General features: G+C 73.6%; 24 protein-coding genes. 12 read left to right on the forward strand and 12 right to left on the reverse strand.

The window, feature by feature from the left end:
- Nucleotides 1–50: 50 nt before the first annotated feature.
- Nucleotides 51–560, reverse strand: a complete 510-nt coding sequence (locus tag ACZ4VA_RS22735) for a carboxymuconolactone decarboxylase family protein (protein WP_355792371.1) — start codon at nucleotides 558–560, stop codon at nucleotides 51–53.
- 47 nt (nucleotides 561–607) lie between these two features.
- On the opposite strand from ACZ4VA_RS22735, the gene pdxR reads away from it, so the two are divergent.
- Entirely contained in the window at nucleotides 608–2,056 is a 1,449-nt protein-coding gene (pdxR, locus tag ACZ4VA_RS22740) for a MocR-like pyridoxine biosynthesis transcription factor PdxR (protein ID WP_388904332.1), read from the forward strand.
- 417 nt (nucleotides 2,057–2,473) lie between these two features.
- Here the strand turns inward: pdxR and rocD are convergent, their stop codons facing one another.
- Nucleotides 2,474–3,688, reverse strand: coding sequence for an ornithine--oxo-acid transaminase (gene rocD / locus ACZ4VA_RS22745; protein WP_355787929.1), 1,215 nt, complete (start codon nucleotides 3,686–3,688; stop codon nucleotides 2,474–2,476).
- A gap of 340 nt (nucleotides 3,689–4,028) precedes the next feature.
- Here rocD and ACZ4VA_RS22750 point away from each other — a divergent pair, with 340 nt between their 5' ends.
- Nucleotides 4,029–5,474 (forward strand): glycine hydroxymethyltransferase, encoded by a 1,446-nt coding sequence (locus ACZ4VA_RS22750; RefSeq protein WP_355787932.1) that lies wholly within the window; start codon nucleotides 4,029–4,031, stop codon nucleotides 5,472–5,474.
- Between the two features lie 27 nt (nucleotides 5,475–5,501).
- On the opposite strand, the gene ACZ4VA_RS22755 is transcribed toward ACZ4VA_RS22750, so the two are convergent.
- Nucleotides 5,502–6,206, reverse strand: coding sequence for a hypothetical protein (locus ACZ4VA_RS22755; protein WP_356243617.1), 705 nt, complete (start codon nucleotides 6,204–6,206; stop codon nucleotides 5,502–5,504).
- A gap of 351 nt (nucleotides 6,207–6,557) precedes the next feature.
- Between ACZ4VA_RS22755 and trpS the strand changes: the two genes are divergently transcribed.
- Nucleotides 6,558–7,568 (forward strand): tryptophan--tRNA ligase, encoded by a 1,011-nt coding sequence (trpS, locus tag ACZ4VA_RS22760; protein WP_356172153.1) that lies wholly within the window; start codon nucleotides 6,558–6,560, stop codon nucleotides 7,566–7,568.
- A 152-nt stretch (nucleotides 7,569–7,720) separates the two neighbouring features.
- Complete coding sequence (locus tag ACZ4VA_RS22765; RefSeq protein WP_355794307.1) at nucleotides 7,721–8,305, forward strand: 2'-5' RNA ligase family protein; 585 nt, start codon at nucleotides 7,721–7,723, stop codon at nucleotides 8,303–8,305.
- A 155-nt stretch (nucleotides 8,306–8,460) separates the two neighbouring features.
- On the opposite strand, the gene ACZ4VA_RS22770 is transcribed toward ACZ4VA_RS22765, so the two are convergent.
- Nucleotides 8,461–9,216, reverse strand: a complete 756-nt coding sequence (locus tag ACZ4VA_RS22770; RefSeq protein ID WP_356172027.1) for a decaprenylphospho-beta-D-erythro-pentofuranosid-2-ulose 2-reductase — start codon at nucleotides 9,214–9,216, stop codon at nucleotides 8,461–8,463.
- An 82-nt stretch (nucleotides 9,217–9,298) separates the two neighbouring features.
- Nucleotides 9,299–10,672, reverse strand: a complete 1,374-nt coding sequence (locus ACZ4VA_RS22775; RefSeq protein WP_356172030.1) for an FAD-binding oxidoreductase — start codon at nucleotides 10,670–10,672, stop codon at nucleotides 9,299–9,301.
- Nucleotides 10,673–10,814: 142 nt separating this feature from the next.
- On the opposite strand from ACZ4VA_RS22775, the gene ACZ4VA_RS22780 reads away from it, so the two are divergent.
- From ACZ4VA_RS22780 to ACZ4VA_RS22795, 4 genes are all read left to right on the forward strand, one after another.
- Nucleotides 10,815–11,318, forward strand: a complete 504-nt coding sequence (locus ACZ4VA_RS22780; RefSeq protein WP_355784026.1) for a phosphatase PAP2 family protein — start codon at nucleotides 10,815–10,817, stop codon at nucleotides 11,316–11,318.
- Nucleotides 11,315–12,256, forward strand: coding sequence for a decaprenyl-phosphate phosphoribosyltransferase (locus ACZ4VA_RS22785; RefSeq protein WP_355784029.1), 942 nt, complete (start codon nucleotides 11,315–11,317; stop codon nucleotides 12,254–12,256). Before ACZ4VA_RS22780 ends, ACZ4VA_RS22785 begins: the two co-directional genes overlap by 4 nt.
- Nucleotides 12,257–12,459: 203 nt before the next feature.
- The gene (locus ACZ4VA_RS22790; protein ID WP_355784043.1) at nucleotides 12,460–12,876 is read left to right on the forward strand and encodes a GtrA family protein; all 417 of its coding nucleotides are present in this window, start codon (nucleotides 12,460–12,462) and stop codon (nucleotides 12,874–12,876) included.
- Complete coding sequence (locus tag ACZ4VA_RS22795; RefSeq protein ID WP_355784032.1) at nucleotides 12,864–13,778, forward strand: YihY/virulence factor BrkB family protein; 915 nt, start codon at nucleotides 12,864–12,866, stop codon at nucleotides 13,776–13,778. The genes ACZ4VA_RS22790 and ACZ4VA_RS22795 overlap by 13 nt, the downstream gene beginning before the upstream one ends.
- Here the strand turns inward: ACZ4VA_RS22795 and ACZ4VA_RS22800 are convergent.
- On the reverse strand, nucleotides 13,726–15,027 hold the full coding sequence (locus tag ACZ4VA_RS22800) for a D-alanyl-D-alanine carboxypeptidase family protein (RefSeq protein WP_355784035.1): 1,302 nt from the start codon (nucleotides 15,025–15,027) through the stop codon (nucleotides 13,726–13,728). The two genes, ACZ4VA_RS22795 and ACZ4VA_RS22800, sit on opposite strands and share 53 nt — an antisense overlap.
- 91 nt (nucleotides 15,028–15,118) lie before the next feature.
- Between ACZ4VA_RS22800 and ACZ4VA_RS22805 the strand changes: the two genes are divergently transcribed.
- On the forward strand, nucleotides 15,119–15,358 hold the full coding sequence (locus tag ACZ4VA_RS22805) for an SCO4848 family membrane protein (RefSeq protein ID WP_355784038.1): 240 nt from the start codon (nucleotides 15,119–15,121) through the stop codon (nucleotides 15,356–15,358).
- A gap of 69 nt (nucleotides 15,359–15,427) precedes the next feature.
- On the forward strand, nucleotides 15,428–16,801 hold the full coding sequence (locus ACZ4VA_RS22810) for a metallophosphoesterase (RefSeq protein ID WP_468082432.1): 1,374 nt from the start codon (nucleotides 15,428–15,430) through the stop codon (nucleotides 16,799–16,801).
- Nucleotides 16,802–17,081: 280 nt separating this feature from the next.
- On the opposite strand, the gene ACZ4VA_RS22815 is transcribed toward ACZ4VA_RS22810, so the two are convergent.
- Together ACZ4VA_RS22815 and ACZ4VA_RS22820 are read right to left on the reverse strand one after the other, a co-directional pair.
- Nucleotides 17,082–18,533: a sensor histidine kinase gene (locus ACZ4VA_RS22815; RefSeq protein ID WP_356243613.1), complete on the reverse strand. Its 1,452-nt coding sequence runs from the start codon at nucleotides 18,531–18,533 to the stop codon at nucleotides 17,082–17,084.
- Nucleotides 18,530–19,246 (reverse strand): response regulator transcription factor, encoded by a 717-nt coding sequence (locus tag ACZ4VA_RS22820; protein ID WP_355787289.1) that lies wholly within the window; start codon nucleotides 19,244–19,246, stop codon nucleotides 18,530–18,532. The genes ACZ4VA_RS22815 and ACZ4VA_RS22820 overlap by 4 nt, the downstream gene beginning before the upstream one ends.
- A gap of 159 nt (nucleotides 19,247–19,405) precedes the next feature.
- Between ACZ4VA_RS22820 and ACZ4VA_RS22825 the strand changes: the two genes are divergently transcribed.
- Nucleotides 19,406–21,817, forward strand: a complete 2,412-nt coding sequence (locus tag ACZ4VA_RS22825) for an MMPL family transporter (RefSeq protein WP_468082446.1) — start codon at nucleotides 19,406–19,408, stop codon at nucleotides 21,815–21,817.
- 69 nt (nucleotides 21,818–21,886) lie between these two features.
- Here ACZ4VA_RS22825 and ACZ4VA_RS22830 read toward each other — a convergent pair whose 3' ends face one another.
- The 4 genes from ACZ4VA_RS22830 to ACZ4VA_RS22845 all read right to left on the reverse strand — a co-directional run bounded on the left by ACZ4VA_RS22830 (nucleotide 21,887) and on the right by ACZ4VA_RS22845 (nucleotide 24,190).
- A complete protein-coding gene (locus ACZ4VA_RS22830; protein ID WP_468082433.1) occupies nucleotides 21,887–22,726 on the reverse strand; it encodes a TetR/AcrR family transcriptional regulator in 840 nt (279 codons plus the stop codon).
- 11 nt (nucleotides 22,727–22,737) lie between these two features.
- Nucleotides 22,738–23,265 carry a thiol-disulfide oxidoreductase DCC family protein gene (locus ACZ4VA_RS22835; RefSeq protein WP_468082434.1) on the reverse strand — a complete coding sequence of 176 codons (528 nt, stop codon included), beginning with the start codon at nucleotides 23,263–23,265 and terminating at the stop codon, nucleotides 22,738–22,740.
- Nucleotides 23,262–23,669 carry a hypothetical protein gene (locus ACZ4VA_RS22840; RefSeq protein WP_468082435.1) on the reverse strand — a complete coding sequence of 136 codons (408 nt, stop codon included), beginning with the start codon at nucleotides 23,667–23,669 and terminating at the stop codon, nucleotides 23,262–23,264. Before ACZ4VA_RS22840 ends, ACZ4VA_RS22835 begins: the two co-directional genes overlap by 4 nt.
- A gap of 104 nt (nucleotides 23,670–23,773) precedes the next feature.
- Nucleotides 23,774–24,190 carry a VOC family protein gene (locus ACZ4VA_RS22845; RefSeq protein ID WP_355792960.1) on the reverse strand — a complete coding sequence of 139 codons (417 nt, stop codon included), beginning with the start codon at nucleotides 24,188–24,190 and terminating at the stop codon, nucleotides 23,774–23,776.
- Between the two features lie 115 nt (nucleotides 24,191–24,305).
- On the opposite strand from ACZ4VA_RS22845, the gene ACZ4VA_RS22850 reads away from it, so the two are divergent.
- Entirely contained in the window at nucleotides 24,306–24,761 is a 456-nt protein-coding gene (locus ACZ4VA_RS22850) for a DUF1877 family protein (protein ID WP_356172056.1), read from the forward strand.
- Nucleotides 24,762–24,837 lie beyond the last annotated feature (76 nt).

The raw sequence follows: 24,837 nt of genomic DNA on the forward strand, positions 1-24,837 counted from the left end.
GGCCGCCGGGCGCCTCGCAGAGGGCACCCGGCGGCCGGCCGCCCCGCCGGTTACTTGTGCTGACCCGCCTCGTAGTGGCCGGGCACGAGCCGGCAGGTCACCCCGAAGCGGTTCCAGGCGTTGATCACCGTGATCGCGGCGATCAGCTGCGCCAGCTCGGCCTCCTCGAAGTGCTTGGCGGCCGTCGCGTAGACCTCGTCCGGCACGAAGCCGTCCGTCAGGACGGTCACCGCCTCGGTCAGCTCGATCGCCGCGAGCTCCTTCTCCGTGTAGAAGTGCCGCGACTCCTGCCAGGCGCTCAGCTGAAGGAGGCGCTCGACGCTCTCGCCCGCGGCCAGCGCGTCCTTGGAGTGCATGTCCAGGCAGAACGCGCAGTGGTTCAGCTGGGACGCGCGGACCTTCACCAGCTCCAGGAGCACGGGGTCCAGCCCGCGCCGGGCCGCCACGTCCAGCTTGACCATGGCCTTGTAGACGTCGGGCGCGAGCCTCGTCCAGTCCAGCCGGGGGCCCTCCTCGGGGGTGTACTCGGGGGTCGTCGTGTTGTCGTCGTTCGTCGTCATGCCCTCGACCCTACGAGCGGAGTAGCCCAGGAGTATGGTCCATTTACATGGCGGAACAGTGGGCCACTTCCCCGGGTGCCGACGGCGGCGACGAGCGCGGTCCGGGTGCCGCGAGGGGCGCCTCGCTCGGCGTCGACCTGCACCTCGAACCGTCCGGCCCGGGCGTGCGCCGGGGCCTGACCGACGCCCTGCGCGACGCGGTCCGCGGCGGCCGCCTCGCCCCCGGCACCCGCCTGCCCTCCTCCCGCTCCCTCGCCGCCGACCTGGGCATCGCCCGCAACACGGTCGCCGACGCCTACGCGGACCTCGTCGCCGAGGGCTGGCTCACCGCGCGCCAGGGCTCCGGCACCCGCGTGGCCGAGCGGACGGTCCCGCAGCCGGCCCCGGAACCGTCCCCCGCCGGCCGCAGACAGGGCCGCCCCGCCTACGACCTCGTCCCCGGCACCCCCGACCTCGCGTCCTTCCCGCGCGCCGAGTGGCTCAGGGCCGCCCGCCGCGCCCTGACCGCCGCCCCGTCCGGCGCCCTCGGCTACGGCGACCCCCGCGGCCGGCCCGAACTGCGCACCGCGCTCGCCGGCTACCTCTCCCGGGCCCGGGGCGTACGCGCCGACCCGGACCGCATCCTGATCTGCTCCGGGTTCCTCGGCGGACTGACCCTGCTCGGCGCGGTGCTGCGGCAGCGCGGCCTGCGCACCCTCGCCGTGGAGTCCTACGGGCTCGACGTGCACTGGAACCTGCTGCACCGCTCGGGCCTGCGCACCGTGCCCCTGCCCTTCGACGGCCTCGGCACCCGCCCGGACGACCTGGCGGGCACCCGGGCGGTGCTGATGACGCCCGCCCACCAGTTCCCGATGGGGGTGCCGCTCCACCCCGACCGGCGGGCGGCGGTCGTGGACTGGGCCCGCCGCACCGGCGGCCTGATCCTGGAGGACGACTACGACGGCGAGTTCCGCTACGACCGCCAGCCGGTGGGCGCGCTCCAGGGCCTCGGCCCCGACCAGGTCGTGTACATGGGCACCGCCAGCAAGTCCCTCGCCCCCGGGCTGCGCCTCGGCTGGCTGGTGCTGCCCCCCTCGCTGGCCGCCGAGGTCACGGCGCTGACGGACGGCGGCGGCTGGTCCTCCGGGGTGCTGGACCAGCTGACGCTCGCGGAGTTCATCACCTCGGGCGCCTACGACCGCCACGTCCGCGCCGCGCGCCTGCGCTACCGGCGGCGGCGCGACGCCCTGGTCGCCGCGCTGGCCGCCCGCGCCCCCGAGGCGCGCCCCACCGGCATCGCGGCGGGCCTGCACGCCGTCGTCCGGCTGCCGCCCGGCACGGAACAGGCGACGGTCCGCGCGGCGGCCTGGCACGGCCTCGCCCTGCACGGCCTGTCCCGGCACCGCCACCCCGACGCCGTGACCGACCCCCTGGACGCGCTCGTCGTCGGCTACGGCACACCCCCGGACCACGCCTGGGCGGGAGCGCTGGACGCGCTGTGCCGGGCCCTGCCGTAGCGGCGCCCGGACGGTGCCCTAGGGCCTGTCGTTTGGATCAGGCCGGTGTCGCGGGGTCTGGCACGCACATCTGCGGCGTTGTCGTCGGTCGCCGACTCCCCCACTCTCGGCTCCGCTCGAGCGGGGGGACCCCCATCGCTTCGACTCCCTCCTCCGCCTTGCAGCTGCACGCACCAGACCCCGCTCGGGTCGGCCGGGACGAACCGTCTGTCACGGCCGACCTGATCCAAACGACAGGCCCTAGGTCGTGTCCGCGAAGTCCCGCCTGTTCCGCGACGCCTGGCACGCACTCTCGCCGCACCGGGCGAAGCCCCGAGTACGTCCAGTACGAGGGTCTCCGCCCGACACGGCGAGAGGACGCACCAGACGCCCCGGAACCCGCCCTCCGGGCGGACGACGGGACTTTGCGGACACGACCTAGAGGCCCAGCACGCCCCGCAGTTGGGCGAGCCCCCAGTCCAGGTCCTCCTCGGAGATCACCAGGGGCGGGGCGATCCGGATCGTCGCGCCGTGGGTGTCCTTGACCAGGACGCCCCGGTCCATCAGCTTCTCCGAGACCTCCCGGCCCGTGCCGTGCTCGGGGGCGATGTCGACCCCCGCCCACAGGCCGCGTCCGCGCACCGCCGTCACCCGGCCGGTGTCCGCCAGCCGGCCCAGCTCGCGGTGGAGACGGTCCCCCAGCTCGGCCGCCCGCCGCTGGTACTCGCCCGACCTGAGCATCGCGATCACCTCCAGCGCGACCGCGCAGGCCAGCGGGTTCCCGCCGAACGTCGACCCGTGCTCGCCGGGCCGGAACACGCCGAGCACCTCGGCGCTGGACACCACCGCCGACACGGGGACGACGCCGCCGCCCAGCGCCTTGCCCAGCACGTACACGTCGGGCACGACCCCCTCGTGCTCGCACGCGAAGGTCCGCCCGGTGCGCCCGAGCCCCGACTGGATCTCGTCCGCGACGAACAGCACGTTCCGCTCCCGGGTCAGCTCCCGCACCCCCCGCAGATAGCCCGCCGGCGGCACCAGCACCCCCGCCTCGCCCTGGATCGGCTCCAGCAGCACCGCCACCGTGTCCTCGGTGACCGCCGCCCGCAGCGCCGCGAGATCCCCGTACGGCACGACGTCGAAGCCCGGCGTGTACGGCCCGAAGTCCGCGCGCGCCTCCGCGTCCGTGGAGAAACTGACGACCGTCGTCGTACGCCCGTGGAAGTTGCCGGCCGCGACCACGATCCTGGCCCGCCCGTCCGGGACGCCCTTCACGCGGTAGCCCCACTTCCGGGCCGTCTTCACCGCGGTCTCCACCGCCTCCGCTCCCGTGTTCATCGGCAGCACCAGCTCCATGCCGCACAGCTCGGCCAGCTCCGCGCAGAACGCGGCGAACCGGTCGTGGTGGAACGCCCGCGAGGTCAGCGTCACCCGCTCCAGCTGCGCCTTGGCCGCGTCGATCAGACGGCGGTTGCCGTGCCCGAAGTTCAGGGCCGAGTAGCCGGCCAGCAGGTCGAGGAAGCGGCGCCCCTCGACGTCCGTCATCCAGGCGCCGTCCGCCGTCGCCACGACGACCGGCAGCGGGTGGTAGGTGTGCGCGCTGTGCGCCTCGGCCGAGGCGATGAGCGCCTGTGCGGTCTTTCCAGCGGTCACGGGATCTCCGATTCTCACGGCGGGGGAGCCGCGTAGGGCCGGGCCGGGGCGGGGAGCGGGCGGGGCCGGGACTGTGGGCTCCTTCCTATCGTCGCTCGCATGGTGGACCGGGGAACCCCCTGATCCGGCGCGCCCGGTAGGCTGACCGCGGGCCGTGACTGGCGCGCTGGGATGGGACCGACCATCGGGGAGCGGCCCGTGCCGTGGACTGCCGGGGACCCGTCCCGGACCCCGGGCCGGGACAGGCCGAGGGGACCGGAGGGCCGCGCGGGAGGACACGGGCACCGAGTGCCGAGCGCCTGGGCCGAACCGTGATCGAACGCCACGACCGGAGGCCGTCATGCCAGAGCCCCTCTCCACCGAGTCCACCGCTTTCCGCAGCGCCCTCGACGTGATCCGGGCCGTCGAGCCCCGGGTCGCCGACGCCATCGGCCAGGAGGTCGCCGACCAGCGCGAGATGCTCAAGCTGATCGCCTCCGAGAACTACGCCTCCCCGGCCACGCTGCTGGCCATGGGCAACTGGTTCAGCGACAAGTACGCCGAGGGCACCGTCGGCCGCCGCTTCTACGCCGGCTGCCGCAACGTCGACACGGTCGAGGCCCTCGCCGCCGAGCACGCCCGCGAACTCTTCGGCGCCCGCCACGCCTACGCCCAGCCGCACTCCGGCATCGACGCCAACCTCGTCGCCTTCTGGGCCGTCCTCGCCGACCGCGTCGAGGCCCCCGCCCTCGCGAAGGCCGGCGTCCGCAACGTCAACGACCTCTCCGACGCCGACTGGGCCGAGCTGCGCCACGCCTTCGGCAACCAGCGCATGCTCGGCATGTCCCTGGACGCGGGCGGTCACCTCACCCACGGCTTCCGCCCGAACATCTCCGGCAAGATGTTCGACCAGCGCTCCTACGGCACCGACCCCGCCACCGGCCTCATCGACTACGAGGCCCTGCGCGTCTCCGCCCGCGAGTTCAAGCCGCTGATCATCGTCGCCGGCTACTCGGCGTACCCCCGACTGGTGAACTTCCGTCTCATGCGGGAGATCGCCGACGAGGTCGGCGCGACCCTGATGGTCGACATGGCGCACTTCGCGGGCCTGGTCGCCGGCAAGGTCCTCACCGGCGACTTCGACCCGGTCCCGCACGCCCAGATCGTCACCACCACCACGCACAAGTCGCTGCGCGGCCCGCGCGGCGGCATGGTGCTGTGCGACGACTCCCTCAAGGACCAGGTCGACCGCGGCTGCCCGATGGTCCTCGGCGGTCCGCTCCCGCACGTCATGGCCGCCAAGGCCGTCGCGCTCGCCGAGGCCCGCCGCCCCGAGTTCCGCGACTACGCGCGCGCCGTCGTCGACAACGCCCGCGCCCTCGCCGAGGGGCTGACGCGCCGGGGCGCCACGCTGGTCACCGGCGGCACCGACAACCACCTGAACCTGATCGACGTGGCGTCCTCGTACGGGCTGACCGGCCGTCAGGCGGAGACCGCACTGCTCGACTCGGGCATCGTCACGAACCGCAACGCCATCCCCGCCGACCCGAACGGCGCCTGGTACACCTCCGGCATCCGCATCGGCACGCCCGCCCTGACCACCCGCGGTCTCGGCACGGCCGAGATGGACGAGATCGCGGGTCTCATCGACCGCGTCCTCACCGCCGCCGAGCCGGGCACCACCGCCAAGGGCGCCCCGTCCAAGGCGCAGCACGTCCTCGACCCGAAGATCGCCGACGAGATCGCCCACCGGGCCACCGACCTGCTGGCCGGCTTCCCGCTGTACCCGGAGATCGACCTCGGCTGACCCCGGCCGCCGGGTCACCGGCCGGGTTCACCGGTCGATCAGCTCCTGCCGTGGTTCCCGCGGCGGTCCGGCCCCGCGCCGGGCCGCCGCGGCCCGCAGCAGGACGGTGCCGCCGCAGCCGAGGGCGAGCCCCGCGGCGAGCCCCCACAGCGCCCACCGCGCCCGGTCCCGGGGCGCGGGCGCCGCCGCGTCCGGGGCGTCGCCGAGCGGCCCGAAAAGCTCCCCGTCCAGGCGCTCGTAGACGGACCGGGAGGCGCGGTGCCAGCGGATGTCGTCGTCCGGCACGTCGGGCGCCGGGTCCGAACGCACCCAGGGCGTGCCGTCCTCCGCGAGGAAGAGCTGGTCCGCGCGCCGGACGGCGACGTCACCGCCCGGCGAGCGGTCGGTCTGCGGCCAGCCCCCGACTCCGGAGATCCCCCAGACGACGGTGGCCCGCACGCGCGGGAAGTCGCCCTCCGTCCACTCCGCCGGTACGCGCTCCGTGCCCGTGTACGCCGGCTCCAGCAGCTGCCACAGCCGGGCGAAGTCCCGCTCGCCGGAACGCAGCGCGACCGTCCGCCCGGTGTCCCCGGCGACGACCAGCGCCCGGTCCGGCGCGTTCCTGCCGGGGAGGTGCTGGTCGTCCTGTGCGGCGCCCGCCCCGCCCGCCCCGCACAGGACGACCAGCACCGCCGTGAGGAACACCGGCCAGGCCCGTGTCCGCGCCCGTACCCGTCCGACCGTGGCCCGCATGCGCCCACCCCTTTCTCGGACCCGCACTCTCCCGCCTCGCGGCCCGTGTGTCACGCCTCACGTCCCCGATCGGACGTCCCCCGCCCGCCGCGGCCCGCGCTGTGTTCCTCGTCTCACCGGCGACCGCCCGGCAGGAAGGGCCTTCCACCCCCCGATTCCCGCCCGGAATGTCCGTACCGGCGGGAACGCGACGTCGCGCCCCCGCACCTCGGCCGCGCCGTCCGGCCCTGATCGGTTCCCGTCTGTTCCCGGCCAGTTCCGGACCGGGTCCGGGTACCTGAGAGAATGGTGAACATGGCCTCTGACCGCCCGCCCGTCACCCACCACCGCCCTCAGGGGGATGGCTCCGCCATGCAGCGTCGTCCGCGAGTGCTCTCCGGGATCCAGCCCACCGCAGGCTCGTTCCACCTCGGCAACTACCTCGGCGCCGTCCGCCAGTGGGTGGCGCTCCAGGAGTCCCACGACGCGTTCTACATGGTCGTCGACCTGCACGCGATCACCGTTCCGCAGGAGCCCGCGGCCCTGCGCGCCAACACCCGGCTCGCCGCCGCCCAGCTGCTCGCCGCCGGGCTCGACCCGGACCGCTGCACGCTGTTCGTCCAGAGCCACGTCCCCGAGCACGCGCAGCTCGCCTGGGTCATGAACTGCCTCACGGGCTTCGGCGAGGCGAGCCGCATGACGCAGTTCAAGGACAAGTCCGCCCGGCAGGGTGCCGACCGCGCCTCCGTCGGCCTCTTCACGTACCCGGTCCTCCAGGTCGCGGACATCCTGCTGTACCAGGCCAACGAGGTCCCGGTGGGCGAGGACCAGCGCCAGCACATCGAGCTGACGCGCGACCTCGCCGAGCGCTTCAACGGCCGCTTCGGCGAGACGTTCACGGTCCCGAAGCCGTACATCCTCAAGGAGACGGCGAAGATCTTCGACCTCCAGGACCCGTCGATCAAGATGAGCAAGTCGGCGTCCACGCCGAAGGGCCTCATCAACCTGCTCGACGAGCCGAAGGCGACCGCCAAGAAGGTCAAGAGCGCGGTCACCGACACGGACACCGTCGTCCGGTACGACCAGGAGCACAAGCCGGGTGTCAGCAACCTGCTGACCATCTACTCCACGCTCACCGGAGCCGGTATCGCCGATCTGGAGCAGAAGTACGCCGGCAAGGGCTACGGTGCGCTCAAGACGGACCTGGCCGAGGTCATGGTCGACTTCGTGACGCCGTTCCGGGAGCGCACCCAGCAGTATCTGGACGACCCGGAGACGCTCGACTCGATCCTGGCCAAGGGTGCCGAGAAGGCCCGCGCCGTCGCCGCGGAGACGCTCTCCCAGGCGTACGACCGGGTCGGTTTCCTGCCGGCCAAGCACTGAGCGCCGCGCCCGGCGGACCGTACGGGTTCCGTACGACATCCGGTACCGGGCCGCGCCGCCGTACAGTCGATAGCTGATGCAGTGGACGCCCCCTGCCCAAGGGACGCGAAGGAACGACCGGGCGACCGGCTCGACCGACGACAGGAGACGACGTGGGGACCGTAACGATCGGTGTGTCGATCGCGGTCCCGGAGCCTCACGGCAGCCTGCTCCAGGAGCGGCGCGCGGGCTTCGGCGACCCCGCGGCTTGTGGCATCCCCACGCACGTCACCCTGCTGCCGCCGACCGAGGTGGACGCCTCGGCGCTGCCGGCGATCGAGGCGCACCTCGCCGAGGTGGCGGCCGCCGGGCGCCCGTTCCTGATGCGGCTGGCGGGCACGGGCACGTTCCGGCCGCTGTCGCCGGTCGTCTTCGTCCGGGTCGTCGACGGCGCCGAGGCCTGCGGCTGGCTCCAGAAGCAGGTCAGGGACGCCTCGGGGCCCGTGGCCCGCGAGCTCCAGTTCCCGTACCACCCGCACGTCACGGTGGCGCACGGCATCGACGACGCCGCGATGGACCGGGCCTACGAGGAGCTGTCCGGGTACGAGGCCGAGTGGCCGTGCACCGGCTTCGCGCTCTACGAGCAGGGCGCCGACGGGGTGTGGCGCAGGCTGCGCGACTTCCTGTTCGGCGGCGCGGTGGTGCCCCCGCAGGGGGGCGCGCCCGCGGAGCGGGACACGACACTTCCGGCGCGCTGACGCCGACGAGGAACGCCCGGCGTCCGCGTCCGCTGCCACGGGGAGAGAGCCGCCGAGCCCGTCGTGGAGTCCGTCACGCCGGGCCCGTGACCACGTACGCCGGACGAGGGCGCCCGGGAGGGCCCGGCGAGCGCGCCCGGCGCCTCCTGCCGCCGTCAGACGGGCAGTCGCCGGAACACCGAGCGCGGCACGTGCCGCAGCGCCGCCATCACCAGCCGCAGGGCGCCCGGCACCCACACGGTCTCGGAGCGCCGCCGCAGTCCCGTCTCGACGGCCAGCGCGACCGCCTCGGGTGTGGTCGCCAGCGGCGCCTCGGTCATCCCGGCCGTCATCCGCGTCCGCACGAACCCGGGGCGGACGACCATCACGTGCACGCCCGTGCCGTACAGCGCGTCGCCGAGACCCTGCGCGAAGGCGTCCAGGCCGGCCTTGCTGGAGCCGTAGATGAAGTTGGAGCGCCGGGCGCGCTCCCCGGCGACCGAGGAGAGCACCACCAGCGAGCCGTGGCCCTGGGTCTGCAGCGCCCGGGCGCTCACCAGGCCGGCGGAGACCGCGCCGGTGTAGTTGGTCTGCGCGACCCGCACCGCGGCGGCGGGCTCGTTCTCGTCGCGCGCCTGGTTGCCCAGGACGCCGAAGGCGAGCAGCACCATGTCGATGTCGCCCTCGGCGAAGACCTTGCCGAGGACCGTCTCGTGGGAATCGGGGTCGAGCGCGTCGAAGGCGACGGTACGGACGTCCGCGCCCAGCGCCTTCAGGTGGGCCGCGGCCTTGTCGAGCGCGGGGGAGGGGCGGGCGGCGAGCCACACCGTGCGGGTGCGGCGGGTGATCAGCCGGCGCGCGGTGGCCAGCGCGATCTCGGACGTGCCGCCGAGGATCAGCAGGGACTGCGGGATGCCGAAGGCGTCCTTCATGAAAACACTCCTGGGGGCGAGCCGATGGGACAGCACTCTTCTAAGGGGCGGGCGGAGGGGGCGCTCGCGGGGAGCGCCCGCCTCACAGGCCGAGCCGGCGGGACAGGTCCGAGGTGAAGACACCGCGCGGGTCCAGCTCCGCGCGCAGCGTCCGGAAGTCCGCCAGCCGCGGGTACATCCCGTCCAGCAGCTCCGGTCGCAGGCGGGAGTCCTTGGCGAGGTAGACGCGTCCGTCGGCCGCGGCCACCTCCTCGTCCAGCTCGTCGAGGAAGGCGCCGAGGCCGGGCAGGTTCGCGGGGATGTCCAGGGCGAGGGTCCAGCCCGGCAGCGGGAAGGAGAGCCAGCCCGGGTCGCCCTCCCCGAACCGCTTGAGCACGGCGAGGAAGGACGGGCACCGGCGCTCGGAGATACGTCGCACGATCCGGCGCAGGGCCTCCTCCTTCCCGTAGCCGACGACGAACTGGTACTGCACGAAGCCGCCGCGCCCGTAGACCCGGTTCCAGTGCGGGACCCCGTCGAGCGGGTGGAAGAAGGTGGAGATCCGCTGGAGCTCACCGGTCCGCGAGCGGGGTGCCCTGCGGTACCAGAGCTCGTTGAAGAGGCCCACCGTCGTCCGGCCGAGGAGCCCCTCCGGCACGAAGGACGGGGCGGCGGGGAGGCGGCCGGGGCGGAACTCCAGCGGGTGCCTGCGGGTCCGGTCGGGCAGGGCGTCGAGCGGCGCGTGGTCGCCGCGGGTCAGCACCGAGCGCCCCATGGCCGCGCCCCGGGCGAGCAGGTCGATCCAGGCGACCGAGTAGCGGTAGCGGTGGTCGGTGGCGGTGAGCCGGGCCATCAGGTCGTCGAGGTCGTCCGCGCGCTCGGTGTCGACGGACATCAGCGAGGTCTCGACGGGCTGGAGCCGGACGGCCGCCGTGAGGATCACGCCCGTCAGGCCCATGCCGCCGGTGGTGGCGTCGAACAGGGGCGTGCCGCGGGTGACCGTGCGGATCTCGCCGTCGGCGGTGAGCAGTTCGAAGGAGGCGACGTGCCGGGAGAAGGAGCCGGACACGTGGTGGTTCTTGCCGTGGATGTCGGCGCCGATCGCGCCGCCGACCGTGACGTAGCGGGTGCCGGGCGTGACCGGCACGAACCAGCCCAGCGGGAGCAGCACCCGCATCAGCCGGTGCAGGCTCACCCCGGCGTCGCAGAGCACGGTCCCGCCCGCCGAGCCGTCGGCCGCGACCGGGGTGGCGTCGATCGCGTGGACCCGGTCCAGTCCCGTCATGTCGAGGACGGCGCCGCCCGCGTTCTGCGCGGCGTCCCCGTACGCCCGCCCCAGCCCCCGGGCGATCCCTCCGCGCGCCCCGCACTCCCGGACGGCGGTGACCGCCTCCTCGTAGCTGCGCGGGCGGACCAGGCGGGCGGCGGTCGGGGCGGTGCGGCCCCAACCCGTGACGGAGACGGTGTCGGAAGGCATGCCCGTGACCGTATCGCCGGAATGGGTGCATACCGGCGGAATCGGTGCGGCCTTGACGGGTCCTCACCGAAATGGGTGATTAATGGGATGTCGTCCAAGATTGCCGTAATTCTGGGACCACTCCCTAGAAGAGTGAGATCACATGGACGACCTTGACGACATGGACCGTCGGCTGCTGTCGGCATTCCACGGCTGCGGGACCGATCCGCGCGTGGCGGCCGTCGCGCGCGCTCTGTCCTGGGCCGGGGAGCACGGCGCGCTCTGGCTCGCGGCGGGACTCGCGGGGGCGGCCGCCGACCGGGAGCGGCGCGGCGCCTGGCTGCGCGGCACCGCGCTGATCGCCACCGCGCACCTGACCAGCATGGGAGTGAAACGGCTGGTGCGGCGCCCGCGCCCCGGACACGTCGAGCCCCTGGTCCGCACCGCGGGCCGGCACTCCTTCCCCAGCTCGCACGCCACGTCCGCGGCGGCCGCCGCGGTCGCCTACGGAGCGCTCGGCGCCCACGCGGTCCCCCCGCTCGCCGCGGCCATGTGCCTCTCCCGGCTGGTCGTCGGCGTCCACTACCCCTCCGACGTCGCCGCCGGCGCGGCGCTGGGCGCTCTCACCGCCCGGCTCGGCGCCCGCTGGATGGGGGTGGCCCGATGACCGAACGCACGGCGGTCCTGCCGGCCCCGAGCCCCGCCCCGCCGGCCGTCGCACGCGGCGGTGTCGCCCTCGGCCTGCTGAGGACCGCGCGCCCCCGCCAGTGGGTGAAGAACGTCCTGGTCGTGGCCGCGCCGGCCGCTGCGGGCGAGCTGTTCTCACGCCACGCCCTCACCCAGCTCGCGCTCGTCTTCACGCTGTTCACCGCGAGCGCAGCCGCCGTCTACCTGGTCAACGACGCCCGGGACGCTGCCGCCGACCGCGCCCACCCCGTCAAGCGCCACCGCCCGGTCGCCGCCGGACAGGTCCCGGTCCCGCTCGCGTACGCCGCCGGCGGGGTCCTCGCCGTCCTCGCCCCGGTCCTCGCGGCCTGGCTGTGCTCGCCGCTCACCTCGGCGCTGCTCGCCGCCTACCTCGGCATGCAACTGGCGTACTGCCTCAGCCTCAAGCACGTCCTGGTCGTCGACCTCGCCGTCGTCACCACCGGGTTCCTGATGCGCGCGATGATCGGCGGGCTGGCGCTCGGCATCCCGCTCTCGCGCTGGTTCCTGATCACCACGGGCTTCGGGGCGCTGTTCATGGTGTCCGCCAAGCGCTACTCCGAGGCCGTGCAGATGGCCGGCCGGGCGGGCGCCACCCGCGCGCTGCTCACCGAGTACACCACCGGCTACCTCCGCTTCGTCTGGCAGCTGGCCGCCGGCGTCGCCGTCCTCGGCTACTGCCTGTGGGCGCTGGAGGAGGGCGGCGTGGCCAGCACCAGCGTGCTGCCCTGGCGCCAGCTGTCGATGGTCGCCTTCATCCTCGCCGTGCTGCGGTACGCCGTCTTCGCCGACCGGGGCACCGCGGGCGAACCCGAGGACGTGGTCCTGCGCGACCGCGCGCTCGCCCTCATCGGCCTGGTGTGGCTGGCCATGTACGGCCTCGCCGTCGCGAACTGGTGAGCGTCACGCGGCGGTCCCCGGCGCGCGACGTGGGAGCGCCCGCGCCGGACCGCGGGAACGCCGCCAACCCCGGGAGCCCCGGGAGCGCCGGGAGCCCTGGGAACCTCGGGAACGCCGCCAACCCCGGGAGCCCCGGGAGCGCCGGGAGCCCTGGGAACCTCGGGAGCGCCGCCAACCCCGGGAGCCCCGGGAGGCGTGCCCTCCTGCGGGAGCTGCTCGGCTTCGCCGCCGTCGGCCTCCTCGCCTACGCGGCCGACCTCGGCCTCTTCGTCTGGCTGCGCGGGCCCGCCGGCCTCGACCCGCTCACCGCCAAGGCCCTCTCGTTCGTGGCGGGCTGCTCGGTGGCGTACGCGGGCAACGCGCTCGGCACCTACCGGCACACCGGCACCCGGGGGCTGCGCCGGTACGCCGTCTTCTTCGCGGTGAACGTCGCGGGCGCCCTCGTCCAGCTGCTCTGCATCGCCGTCAGCCACTACGGTCTCGGTCTCACCTCGCAGCGCGCGGACACCGTCTCCGGCGCGGGCGTCGGCATGGCGCTCGCCACGGTGCTGCGGTTCTGGGGCACCCGGACATGGGTGTTCCGACAGGAGCGGGGCAGAGTCGGATCATGGACTGGCTGAAGAAGCTCCCGGGGGTCGGCCCGCTCGTCGTGCGCCTGACGCGGACGCACGCGTGGCGGTCGTACGAGCGTCTGGACCGGGTGAAGTGGACCCGCCTCGCGGCGGCGATGACCTTCATCAGCTTCGTGGCGCTCTTCCCGCTGCTGACGGTCTCCGCCGCGATCGGCGCGGCCACGCTCAGCGCCGGCCGCCAGAAGGAGATCCAGGACAAGATCGCCGAACAGTTCCCCGGCATCTCCGACCAGCTCGACATCAACGGCCTGGTGGAGAACGCCGGCACGGTCGGGATCATCGCCGGTGCGGTGCTGCTGTTCACCGGCATCGGCTGGGTCGGCTCCGCGCGGGAGTGCCTGCGGGCCGTCTGGGAGCTGGACGACACCGACGAGAACCCGTTCCTGCGCAAGCTCAAGGACGGCGGAGTGCTCCTCGGCCTCGGCGGCGCCGTCCTCGTCACCCTCGCCGCGTCGATCGTCGCCTCCGCCCTGGTGGGCTGGACGGCCGACCGGCTGGGCCTCGACAAGGGCGGCTGGGGAAGCGTCCTGCTGCACGTCGCCGCGTTCCTCGTCGCCGTCCTCGCCGACTTCCTGCTCCTGCTGTACGTCCTGACCCTGCTGCCCGGCGTCGAACCGACCCGGCGCCGGCTGCTGGTGGCCGCGCTGACCGGCGCCGTCGGCTTCGAACTGCTCAAGCTGCTGCTCAGCGGCTACATCCAGGGCGTCGCCTCGAAGAGCATGTACGGCGCCTTCGGCGTGCCCGTCGCGCTGCTGCTGTGGATCAACTTCACCGCGAAACTCGTGCTGTTCTGCGCCGCGTGGACGGCGGAACCGAGCCGGGAGGAGGACCGGCCGGTCAGCGCCGCGTCCGACGGCGTACCAGATCCGGCAGCGGCCACCGGCGGTTGACCACGAACACCCCGGCGGCGAGGAGCACCAGCAGCCCGCCCGTGACGGCCAGGGCGGTGGCGATGCCGCTCGAACCGCCCTTGCCGGCGGAGGAGGCGGCCACCGGCTTCGCGGAGGCGGCGCCGTCCGGGGTGCCGGACGCGGTCGACCCCGGCTGCGCCGTCGCCTCGGCGCCCTTGGGCAGCACCAGCATGCCCACCGGCGTGACCTTGCCGGCCGCCTGGAAGCCCCAGTCGAAGAGGCGCGCGGTCTCCTTGTAGACCTCGTTGTGCTCGTCCTTGTCGGGGTTCAGGACGGTGACGAGCAGCACCCTGCCGTCGCGTTCGGCGACGCCCGTGAAGGTGGCGCCCGCGTTGCTCGTGTTGCCGTTCTTCACCCCGGCGATGCCCTGGTACGGGGTGACATCGCTGTCGCCGGACAGCAGCCGGTTGGTGTTCTGGATCTCGAAGGACTCCCGGGACGTCTTGCCCTTCCCGCTCTTCTTCGTCTCCCCGGGGAACGCGGCCCGCACGGTGGAGCAGTACTCGCGGAAGTCCGCGTTCTGCAGCCCGGAGCGGGCGATCAGCGTCAGGTCGTACGCCGACGACACCTGGCCCTTCTGGTCGTAGCCGTCCGGGCTCACCACGTGGGTGTCGAGGGCCTGGAGCTCCTCGGCGTGCGCCTGCATGTCCTGGACGGTCCGCTCCACGCCGCCGTTCATCGCGGACAGGACGTGCACGGCGTCGTTGCCGGAGCGCAGGAAGACGCCGAGCCACAGGTCGTGGACCGAGTACGTCTCGCCCTCCTTTATCCCGACCATGCTGGAACCCGAACCGATCCCGGCCAGGTCGGAGACCTCCACCTTGTGCTTGTCGGTCTTCGGGAACCTCGGCAGCACGGTGTCCGCGAAGAGCATCTTCAGAGTGCTCGCCGGGGGCAGCTTCCAGTGCGCGTTGTGGGCGGCCAGCACCTCGCCGGACTCGGCGTCGGCGACGATCCACGAGCGCGCGGTCACGTCCTTGGGCAGCACCGGGGCGCCGCTGCCGAGGTTCACCTGCGTCCCCGGCCGGCCGAGGCGCGCGCCGCCCACGGTCGACATGTCCGCCGGGGGCGGGTCCGAGGGCTTCGACGAAGGGGAGGGGGCCGGCGTCGCCGTCGGCGTCGCGTCGGCGAAGGCGGGCGCCGCGAGGGAGAGGGACAGCGAGAGCGACAACAGGGCGGCGGAAGCGGCCGGCAGGCGATGCCTGGCGTTCTGTTTCGAGGCGGGCACGGTCGAGAAAGTACAGGGCCGCGCGCGCGAAGTCCCGCCGCCCTCCCCACCCCGGCCACGGTGTCCGTTCGGCGGCGGCGATACTGAACGCATGAAGCTCAGCCGCCCCGTCTCCTGGTTCCTGCTCGCCTTCGGGGTGTGGAGCTGGGTCATCTGGATCACTTTCGTCAAAAATCTCGCCGCGGACGGCAGCGGGCTCGCCTTCGACGACGGCGACCCCACGGCGTACTTCTGGGTGCACCTGACTCTGGCCGTCGTCTCCTTTGCATTGGGGACGATCGTCGGGGGCATCGGGTTGCGCGGCCTGCGGGCATTGCGCCGGACGCCATAAGGCCCGCGGGCCGCGCTGTCCGACGGGTCGGATCTTCATGACTGAGGGAACTGCGGGGGGTACGGCGTCATGGTCATCGTCTTCGTGCTGATCGGGGCGGCCGTGCTGGCCGCGTTCGGCGCGCTGCACTGGTACGCGTGGCGCCGCCTGGTCCGCGACACCACCCGCGGACCCGGTCCCGCCCGGCGCGCCGGCACCGCGGTGTTCGTGGCGGGGCCGGTGCTGATGTTCGCCGGTCTGGCCGCCGAACGGGGCGGGGCGCCGTTCCTGCTCCAGCGGGTGCTGGCCTGGCCGGGGTTCCTGTGGATGGCCCTGTCGATGTACCTCCTGCTGGCGCTGGTCGCGGGCGAGTTCGTCCGCCCGCTGCTGCGCCGGGCGGACGCCCGGCGGACGCCCGCGGGCACGGGCGGCGGAGCGCGGCCCGACGACGACCGGCCCGCCGCGCAGACGGACCCGGACGCGCCGGCCACCGCCGAGCCCGCCGAACCGGCGGCAGTCGGAGGACCCGGGCCCCCACGCGGCGCCCTTCCCCGCTCCGGTTCCGGTACGGAGCCGGCCCCCGAGGACACCTCCGGCGCGCCGGCTTCCGAGGGCGCGAAGGACCGGTCGGGCGACGGCCCTTCGCGGCGGCTGTTCGTCTCGCGTGTCGTGGGCGGCGCGGCGGCGGCCGTCGCCGTGGGCACCGTGGGGTACGGGACGTACGGCGTCCTGCGCGGGCCCGCCGTCAAGCGGGTCACCGTCCCGCTGGCCAAACTGCCGCGCGCCGCCCACGGGTTCCGGATCGCCGTGGTCAGCGACATCCACCTCGGGCCCGTCCTCGGGCGGGACTTCTGCGCCCGGGTCGTCGACACGATCAACGCGACGCAGCCCGACCTCATCGCCGTCGTGGGCGACCTGGTCGACGGCAGCGTCAAGGACCTCGGGCCGGCCGCGGCGCCCCTGGCCCGCCTGCGGGCGCGCCACGGCGCCTACTTCGTCACCGGCAACCACGAGTACTTCTCCGGGGCCGAGCAGTGGGTCCGCGAGGTCCGCGAACTGGGCCTGCACCCGCTGGAGAACGCGCGCACGGAGCTGGCCGGCTTCGATCTCGCGGGCGTGAACGACGTGCAGGGCGAGAGCGAGGGGCAGGGGCCGGACTTCGCGAAGGCCCTCGGGGACCGGGACCCGGCACGCGCGTGCGTGCTCCTGGCCCACCAGCCGGTGCAGATCCACGACGCGGTCGAGCACGGCGTGGACCTCCAGCTCTCCGGCCACACGCACGGCGGCCAGCTCTGGCCCGGCAACTTCGTCGCCGAACTCGCCAACCCTACGGTCGCGGGCCTGGAGCGGTACGGCGACACCCAGCTCTACGTCTCCCGCGGCGCGGGCGCCTGGGGCCCGCCGGTCCGGGTGGGCGCCCCCTCCGACATCACCGTCGTGGAACTGGCGTCGAAGCAGGCGTGACCGGGCCCGCGTGACGGCGCCCTGAACCGGCGCGGGTTCAGAGGACGGAGGCGGACCGGGCGGTGACGTCCGGTGCCCGGGCCGGCCACCGGAGCCGGGGCGGCCCCCGGGGCTAGGCGGGGCAGGGGCCGTGGGGCGGTCCAGCAGGGTCCGTCCTGTGCACGGGCCGGCCTCCCGGACCTGGGGTGGACCCTCCGGGCTAGGCGGGGCAGGGGCCGTGGGGCGGTCCGGCAGGGTCCGTCCTGTGCCGGCCTCCCTGACCCGCGCCGGCCCCAGCGGGCTACGCGGGGCAGGGGTCGTGGGGCCGGGCCGGCAGGGTCACCGTCACGGCCAGCCCCTCACCCGGCGCCGTACGCACCGCCACCTCGCCGCCGTGGGCCGCCACCACGCCCTGCACGATGGACATCCCGAGGCCGCTGCCCGCTCCGCCGCCCGCCCGGAAGAAGCGGTCGAAGACCCGCGCCGCGTCGTCCTCCGCGAGCCCCGGCCCCTCGTCCGCGACGCACAGCCGCACCGCCCCGTCCGCGCGCTCCAGCCCCAGCCGCACCGGCACCCCGGCGGGCGTGTGGGTCCGTACGTTGCCCACCAGGTTGCCGAGGACCTGCCGCAGCCCGGACTCGTCGGCCCGCACCAGGATCGTGCCCTCGGCGTCCACGCTCACCGGCCGGTCCGGCTGCTGGGCCCGCAGATCCTCGGCCGCGTCCCGCACCAGGGCGCTCAGGTCCACGCTCCGGAAGCGCAGCTCGGGACGCTGGTCCAGGCGGGCCAGGGTGAGGAGTTCGTCGACCAGCCGGCCCATGCGGTCGGCCTCCGCGTTCACCCGCGTCCAGGCCCGCTCCCGTTCCTCGGGGTTCACCAGCATCCCCCGCTCGTAGAGCTGGAGGTAGCCGCGGATCGCCGACAGCGGGGTGCGCAGCTCGTGCGAGGCGTCCCCGACGAACCGGCGCAGCTGGGCCGCGCTGCGCTCCCGCGTCCGGTAGGCCGATTCGACCTGCTGGAGCATGGAGTTGAGGGCGAGCCGCAGCTGCTCGACCTCCTGGGTCGGGTGGTGGCTCGAGGGCACGCGCCGGGTCAGGTCCCCCTCGGCGATCGCGGTCGAGGTCTCCACCATGGCCTCCAGCGGACGCATCCGGCGGCTCACGCTGACCATCGTCAGCGCGGCCAGCAGCGCCAGGAGCAGCGTCCCGAAGGCCAGGTCGAGCCGGAGCGCCTTCTCGATGCCCTTGTGCAGGCCGTCGGTCGAGGTGGCGAGCAGCACGTACGAGCCGTCGGCCAGCCGCACGCCGGTGGCCCGGTAGGGAGTGCCGCGCACGCTGACGTCCCGCGGCTCGGCGCCGGCGGCGAGGCCGCCCGGGTCGTCCACCGCGGCGGCGAGGTCGCGCTGGCCGCGGGTCGGCGCGAAACCGCCCATGCTGACGGCCTCGCCCGAGCGGTCCGCCAGCGCGAAGATCATGTCCGGTTCCGGTGAACCGTCCGTAGGTGAGAGGAGGCGGTCCCGCACGATGGAGAGCGCGGCCAGCGAGTCGATCTGCCGCAGTGTGAGCCGCGAACTCCCCAGCGAGGAGCGCGTCTTGACCAGCTCGGCGTCGACCTGGTCGAGCAGGTAGTGCCGCATGCCCATCAGGCTCACGGCGGTGGCGACGACGATGCCGAGGGCCAGCAGGCCGACGTTCGCCAGCGTCAGCTTCCCGCGCAGCGAGTGGATCCCGTGCCGCGGGCGCCAGAGCCTCACGCGAGCCCGTATCCGACGCCCCGCCGGGTGGTGATCACGGGCGCGCCGAGGGCGTCGAGCTTGCGCCGCAGATAGCTGATGTAGGTCTCCACGACCGTCGACTCGGACGGCGCGTGCTCGTACTGCCAGACGTGGCGCAGCAGTTGCTCCTTGGGCACGATCCGGCCGCCGTTGCGGACCAGGAACCGCAGCAGCGCGTACTCGGTCGGGGTGAGTTCGACGGTGCGCCCCGCGCGGTGGACGCGGTACGTCGACTCGTCCAGTTCCAGGTCGCCGTAGCGCAGGGGCGGGCGCTGCGGCAGCACGTCGGCGGAGCGGGTGCGGCGCAGTACGGCCGTGATCCGGGCGATCACCTCGTCGATGTTGAACGGCTTGGTGATGTAGTCGTCGCCGAAGCCGAGCGCGCCGACGATCTCGGCGGGCGCGTCGCGGGCGGTGAGGAAGACGAGCGCCAGATCCGGTTGCCGCGCGCGCAGTTCGCGGCCCAGCGCCCGCCCGTCGCCGTCCGGCAGCATCACGTCGAGCAGCGCCGCGTCGGGCCGGGTGCGCTCGGCGAGGGTGAGCGCCTCACGGACGGTGCCCGCCGTCATGACCGTGAACCGGTGGTAGCGCAGGGCGATGGCCAGCACGTCCGCGATGCTCGGCTCGTCCTCGACGACGAGGACGGTCGCGCCCTCGTGCTCGGCGGCGGGCGCTCCCTCGTGTCCGGTCATGCCCCCCAGTATCCGCACAGCCGTGGGCCCTTGGGGCGGCTCCCGCTTTGGAGTTCCTTGAGAGTCATGCGTGTGTCGTGTCGCCGGGACCGCGTGCCCCGGGATCCTGGGGGCTCAGGACCTGGGGGACCCGATGAAGGAGCGTAGAGCGTGACGACATTGGCACGGTGGTGCTATCGGCACCGGCTGGTGGTCCTGTTCCTGTGGCTGGGGGCCCTGTTCGGGCTGGGCGCGGCGGGATCGGCCGCCGGTACCGACTACTCGAACGTCTTCTCCCTCCCCGACACGGACTCCAAGCGCGCGTTCGACCTGATGGAGAAGGCCTTCCCGGAGAGCTCGGGCGACACCGACACGGTGGTCTGGAAGGTCGACGAGGGCACGGTGCGGGACGCGTCCGTACGGTCCCGGATCGAGCCCGCCCTCGCGGAGATCGGCCGCATGGAGGGCGTCGGGCAGGTCGCCGGTCCCTACGCCGGGCGGGAAGGCGCGGCGCAGATCAGTGAGAACGGGAAGATCGCCTACGCCCGGGTCACCTTCGAGGAGCAGGCGAACGCCGTCCCCAAGGAGCTGGTGCAGGACGTCGTGGACCGCGCCCAGGAGGCCGAACGTGCGGGCCTGAGCGTGGAGTTGGGCGGCCAGGCGATCACCCGGATCCAGGAGCCGCCGACCGGTTTCGCCGAGGTCGTCGGCATCGCGGCGGCCGCCGTGGTCCTCTTCCTCGCCTTCGGCGCGCTCTTCGCGATGGTGCTGCCGATCGTCGTCGCGATCGCGGGCGTCGGCACCGGACTCATGTCGACGACGCTGCTCAGCCATGTCACCGACGTGCCCGAAGTCGCTCCGCTGCTCGGCTCGTTGATCGGTCTCGGCGTCGGCATCGACTACGCGCTGTTCATCGTCACCCGGCACCGGCGGGGCGTCCTGCGCGGTGCCGCCCCCGAGGGCGCGGCGGTCACCGCCCTCAACACCTCGGGCCGCGCCGTGCTGTTCGCGGGCGGCACCGTCTGCATCGCGCTCGCCGGCATGCTGGTGATGAACATGCGCTTCCTGGACGGCGTCGTCATCGCGACCTCCCTGACTGTCGTCCTGAGCGTGCTCGCGGCCACCACCCTGCTGCCCGCGCTGCTCGGCCTGCTCGGGATGAAGGTCCTCAGCCGCCGCCAGCGCCGCCGGCTCGCCGAGACCGGGCCGGAGTCGCACGAGGCGAGCGGTCTCGCGGCCCGCTGGTCGGCGTACGTCCAGCGCCGCCCCCGTTCGACGGCGCTGGTGGCCGTCGTCGTGATGGCCGCGCTGGCCGTCCCCGTGCTGTCGCTGCGCCTCGGCACCAGCGACCAGGGCAACCAGCCGGCGTCCACGACGACCCGGCAGGCCTACGACCTGCTCGCCGAGGGCTTCGGACCCGGCTTCAACGGACCACTCCAGGTCGTCGTGGAGCGCGGTGACGCCGCCGGTCTGGTGTCGGCGATCGAGGCGACCGACGGGGTGGCGCAGGTGGCCGCGGCGCCGCCCGCGCGGGGCATCACCGTCATCCAGGTCGTGCCCGAGACCTCCCCGCAGTCCGAGGACACGGACCGGCTCATCGACGAGCTGCGCGACGAGGTGATCCCCGGGTCCGGCACCGAGGCGTACGTCGGTGGGGTCACGGCCGTCTTCAAGGACTTCGCGTCCGTGACCGGGGACCGGCTGCCCTACTTCGTCGCGACGATCATCGCGCTCGGCTTCCTGCTGCTGCTCGTCGCCTTCCGCTCCCTGGTCGTCCCGCTGACGGCCGCCCTGATGAACCTGATCGCGGCCGCCGCGTCCTTCGGTGTCCTGGTCGCGGTCTTCCAGTGGGGCTGGGGGGTGGAGGCCATCGGCTTCGGCAAGGAGGGCCCGATCACCTCCTTCCTCCCGGTGATCATGCTGTCGCTCCTGTTCGGCCTCTCGATGGACTACCAGGTGTTCCTGGTCAGCCGGATGCACGAGGAGTGGGTGCACACCAAGGACAACGCGCGTGCGGTCCGCGTCGGCCTCGCCGAGACCAGCCGGGTCATCAACTGCGCGGCCCTGATCATGATCTGCGTGTTCTCCGCGTTCGTCCTGAGCGGCGACACGGAGGGCGCCATGGCGGGCATCGGACTGGCCGCCGCCGTCGCCCTGGACGCCTTCATCCTCCGTACGGCCCTGGTGCCGGCCGCGATGCACCTGCTCGGCCGCTCGAACTGGTGGCTGCCGGCCGGGCTCGACAAGCGCCTGCCGCATCTGGCGGTCGAGCCCCGCGAGGAGGCCGAGCCGGAGCCGCGGGCCGGCGGGGGAGGGGCGACGGTCGTCCACGGCCTCGTCCGCGACGCCGACGGCGAACCGGTCGACGGCGCGGTCCTCACCCTGCTCTCCAAGGGCGGACGCCGGCTGGACCGGGTGCACTCGCTCGCCGACGGCTCCTACATCGTGTCGGTGCCCTCGCCGGGGACGTACCTGTTGGCGGCGACCGCGGCCTCGTACGGCTCCCGCGCCCACCACGTCGTCGTCACCGGCGAACCGCTGGTGCACGACGTGGAGCTGGCCTCGTCGGACGAGGTGGACGCGGTGAACTAGAGGCGGACGCACCGCCGGGCCCGGGCACGGGACGCGCACGTCTCGCGCCCGTGCCCGGCGGCGCGCCGCTCACGTCACAGGAGGCTCACCCGCATCGTCCGGCGGATCCGCGTCCCCGGATTTCCGCGCCCTGGCCGCCGGGTCCGGCAGCACCCGGGTCATCCCCGGCAGGAAGTCCGTGAACAGCTCGTGCACCTCGTGGACGAGGGGGCGCAGCACCCGGAACCGCGCCAGCGAGACGCCCCGCGTGGTGAGCCGTGCCCCGCGCTCGGCCAGCCGGTAGCTGCGCTCGCGTCCCTCCGTGCGGTCGAAGACCCAGTACAGGACGAGGCCCATCTGGGAGAGCCACATCAGCTCCGGCAGCACGTCCCGCAGCTCGTCGGGGACCTTCGCCTTCGAACCGGCGAGCACCTGCCGGTGCATGGCGATGGCGGCCTCGCGCGGGCCCTGCGACTCCGGGGAGAAGGGGCTGAGCGGGCTGTCGGGGTCGGCGGCGTTCTTGAAGAACTGCGCCGCGAACTCGTGGTAGGGCTCGGCCACGTCCAGCCACGCCTTCAGCACCCCGGCGATCCGCGCCTCCAGGTCCTTCTCCCGTTCCAGGACGGGCCCCACCGCCACCTGGTGCTCGACCCCGATCCGGTCGTAGAAGCCCTGGATCAGGTGCTCCTTGCCGGCGAAGTAGTAGTAGGCGTTGCCGACCGAGACACCGGCCTCCTTGGCGATGGCCCGCATGGTCGTCTTGTCGTACCCGCGCTCCTGGAACAGGCGCAGCGCCGTCTCCAGGATCAGCGCACGGGTCTGCTCGCTCTTGGCCGGGCCCTTGTCCGGGCCCGGGGCGGAGCGCTTGCCGGGGCTCCCGCCGGGGGCGGGGGCCGCGTCGGATCCGGGGCTGTCGTTCGCTGCTGGCACGGGAACAGAGCCTAACGAGTGGCGCAGGCGCCGCCGTCACAGGCGGGCGGGGTGTAGACCCAGCCGTCCTTCGGGTCGTACGCCCATCCGTCGCTCCCGTGGTAGACCCGGCCGCCCCAGCCGTCGGCGCCGCCCCGGTGCGTGCGGCGCCACTTCGCGGCGGCCAGCATCGCGCCCTTGGCGAGCTGCGCCCCGGCCGGTGTGCTGAGGCGGTGGGCGAGCGGCCGGTGGTCGCGCAGTGCCCAGAGGCAGACGACCCAGGCGGCGGAGCCGCGGTAGAGCTGGCCGGCGTCCCCGATGACGGTGATCTCTTCGAGGGTGGCCCGGTGGTCGAGGCCGGGGAAGCGGCGGCGCGCCTCCTCGGAGCCCGCGGGGACCAGCCGCAGCGGCACCAGCTGCGGTTGGCGCACCAGCCAGTCGCGCAGGAACGAGCACAGCCCGCACTGGGCGTCGTACAGGACCGTGAGCCCGCGGACCGGGACGCGCGAGGCGTCCCGGGCCGGGCCGGCGGCGGTGGCCGTGGGGTTCACCCCGCTCACATCCCGGCCGAGGGGGCGACCCACTCCTGCGGCGCGACGGGCGGGAGCTGCTCCCGCTCCATGACACCCCGGCGGCGGATCTTGTTCAGGACGAACACGTTGCCCAGGTGCATGACCCCGAGGACCAGCAGCACCACGCCGAGCTTGGTCGACAGGGCCTCGAAGACGCCGCGGGCGTCGGCGATCTCGTCGTCCTGGTTCAGGTAGAGGGCGACGAAGCCCAGGTTGACCAGGTAGAAGCCGACCACCAGCAGGTGGTTGACCGCGTCGGCCAGCTTCTCGTTCCCGTGCAGCACGTCGGCGAGGAAGATCCGTCCGTTGTGGCTGAGCGTGCGTGCCACCCAGACGGTCAGAGCGATGCTGACCAGCAGGTAGATGACGTACGCGACGACTGTGAGATCCATGATCCCCACCCCTTGTTGAACACGTTCAAAACGTTGTCGTGCACGACTGTAGACCTGCTTTTGAACATGTTCAAGTCAGGGTGGGGGTCCGTCGCGGCTCCCGGCTACGGCTGTACGGTGCGCGCGAGTTCGGGGCGCTTGCCGTAGTCCGTGAAGCCGATGACGTTGCCCCACGGGTCGGCGATCTCCACGGTCCAGCCGGTCGCCCCCGGGAAGGGCGCGTCCAGGGGCTGGATGCCGGCCGCGGCGAGCGCGTCCGCCGTGGCCCGCGCGTCCCGCACCTCCAGCCACACCCGGGGCGTGGCCCACGGCGGCTGGCGGTGGCTCAGCTCCTCGTCCAGGCGCAGCAGCAGGCCGGGCGTCTCCTTGCCCACCTTCAGCAGCGCGATCCCGGCCTCGTCGAGCCGGAAGGCCACGGGGAACCCGGCCCGCTCGTAGAAGCCCACCGCCTCGCCGAGATTCCCGACGGGCAGCACCACATTGTCGAAACCGAGCAGCTCGTACGACTCGTCATCTGACATGCCGTCAGGCTAAAACGGCATCCGTACTTCCCCAGGAAGCGCGACCCGCCGGTCACCGACATGGCGGAGGGCGCGGTTAGCCTCTGGCGAGGATCCGCTCGAAAGGCGCTGAGTGATGAACGTTTCGCTGTTTCCCCTTCCGCCGCGGGAGGTCGACAGTGGGTTCGAGCACGTGATGTCCCGCTATTACGCCCTCGAGTCCGAGGAGGCCGCCGGACTGTGCGACCTCGGTGAGGACTCGGGCGTGGTGGAGCAGCTGCTCGTCCGTGCCGGCGCAGGGGACGAAGTGCTTGCCGCCGTGTCCGGGGAGAACGTTCTCGGGGACGACGGTGCGGGAACCGTCTGCACGTTCGTGCCCGTGGAAGAGGTGGCGCGGATCGCCCGCTTCCTTTCCTCGGTGAGTGTGCACGAAGTGATGCAGAGCGCCCCGGAGGTGCTTTCCGGCATCCTTCGAGGGGGAATTCCGGCGGGTTACCTCGACGATCTGCGGGAGTCCCTGGACGACCTCTGGAAGCTGTACGGCCTCGCGGACCGCGAGGGGCTGTGCGTGGCCCAGGTGTACGAGGGCTGAGGAGCGGCGCCGGGCAGGCCGCCCCAACACCGGGCAGGCCGCCCCGGCATCGGTCAGGTGACCCGTTGTCAGACCC

It is taken from the genome of Streptomyces sp. NPDC028308 (genome assembly GCF_055565855.1).

Coding starts and splice junctions, on each gene's coding strand:
- ACZ4VA_RS22735 (WP_355792371.1), bottom strand. CDS start 560: ATGACGACGAACGACGACAACACGACGACCCCCGAGTACACCCCCGAG.
- pdxR (WP_388904332.1), top strand. CDS start 608: ATGGCGGAACAGTGGGCCACTTCCCCGGGTGCCGACGGCGGCGACGAG.
- ACZ4VA_RS22750 (WP_355787932.1), top strand. CDS start 4,029: ATGCCAGAGCCCCTCTCCACCGAGTCCACCGCTTTCCGCAGCGCCCTC.
- ACZ4VA_RS22755 (WP_356243617.1), bottom strand. CDS start 6,206: ATGCGGGCCACGGTCGGACGGGTACGGGCGCGGACACGGGCCTGGCCG.
- trpS (WP_356172153.1), top strand. CDS start 6,558: ATGCAGCGTCGTCCGCGAGTGCTCTCCGGGATCCAGCCCACCGCAGGC.
- ACZ4VA_RS22770 (WP_356172027.1), bottom strand. CDS start 9,216: ATGAAGGACGCCTTCGGCATCCCGCAGTCCCTGCTGATCCTCGGCGGC.
- ACZ4VA_RS22775 (WP_356172030.1), bottom strand. CDS start 10,672: ATGCCTTCCGACACCGTCTCCGTCACGGGTTGGGGCCGCACCGCCCCG.
- ACZ4VA_RS22780 (WP_355784026.1), top strand. CDS start 10,815: ATGGACGACCTTGACGACATGGACCGTCGGCTGCTGTCGGCATTCCAC.
- ACZ4VA_RS22785 (WP_355784029.1), top strand. CDS start 11,315: ATGACCGAACGCACGGCGGTCCTGCCGGCCCCGAGCCCCGCCCCGCCG.
- ACZ4VA_RS22795 (WP_355784032.1), top strand. CDS start 12,864: ATGGACTGGCTGAAGAAGCTCCCGGGGGTCGGCCCGCTCGTCGTGCGC.
- ACZ4VA_RS22805 (WP_355784038.1), top strand. CDS start 15,119: ATGAAGCTCAGCCGCCCCGTCTCCTGGTTCCTGCTCGCCTTCGGGGTG.
- ACZ4VA_RS22810 (WP_468082432.1), top strand. CDS start 15,428: ATGGTCATCGTCTTCGTGCTGATCGGGGCGGCCGTGCTGGCCGCGTTC.
- ACZ4VA_RS22820 (WP_355787289.1), bottom strand. CDS start 19,246: ATGACCGGACACGAGGGAGCGCCCGCCGCCGAGCACGAGGGCGCGACC.
- ACZ4VA_RS22840 (WP_468082435.1), bottom strand. CDS start 23,669: ATGGATCTCACAGTCGTCGCGTACGTCATCTACCTGCTGGTCAGCATC.
- ACZ4VA_RS22845 (WP_355792960.1), bottom strand. CDS start 24,190: ATGTCAGATGACGAGTCGTACGAGCTGCTCGGTTTCGACAATGTGGTG.
- ACZ4VA_RS22850 (WP_356172056.1), top strand. CDS start 24,306: ATGAACGTTTCGCTGTTTCCCCTTCCGCCGCGGGAGGTCGACAGTGGG.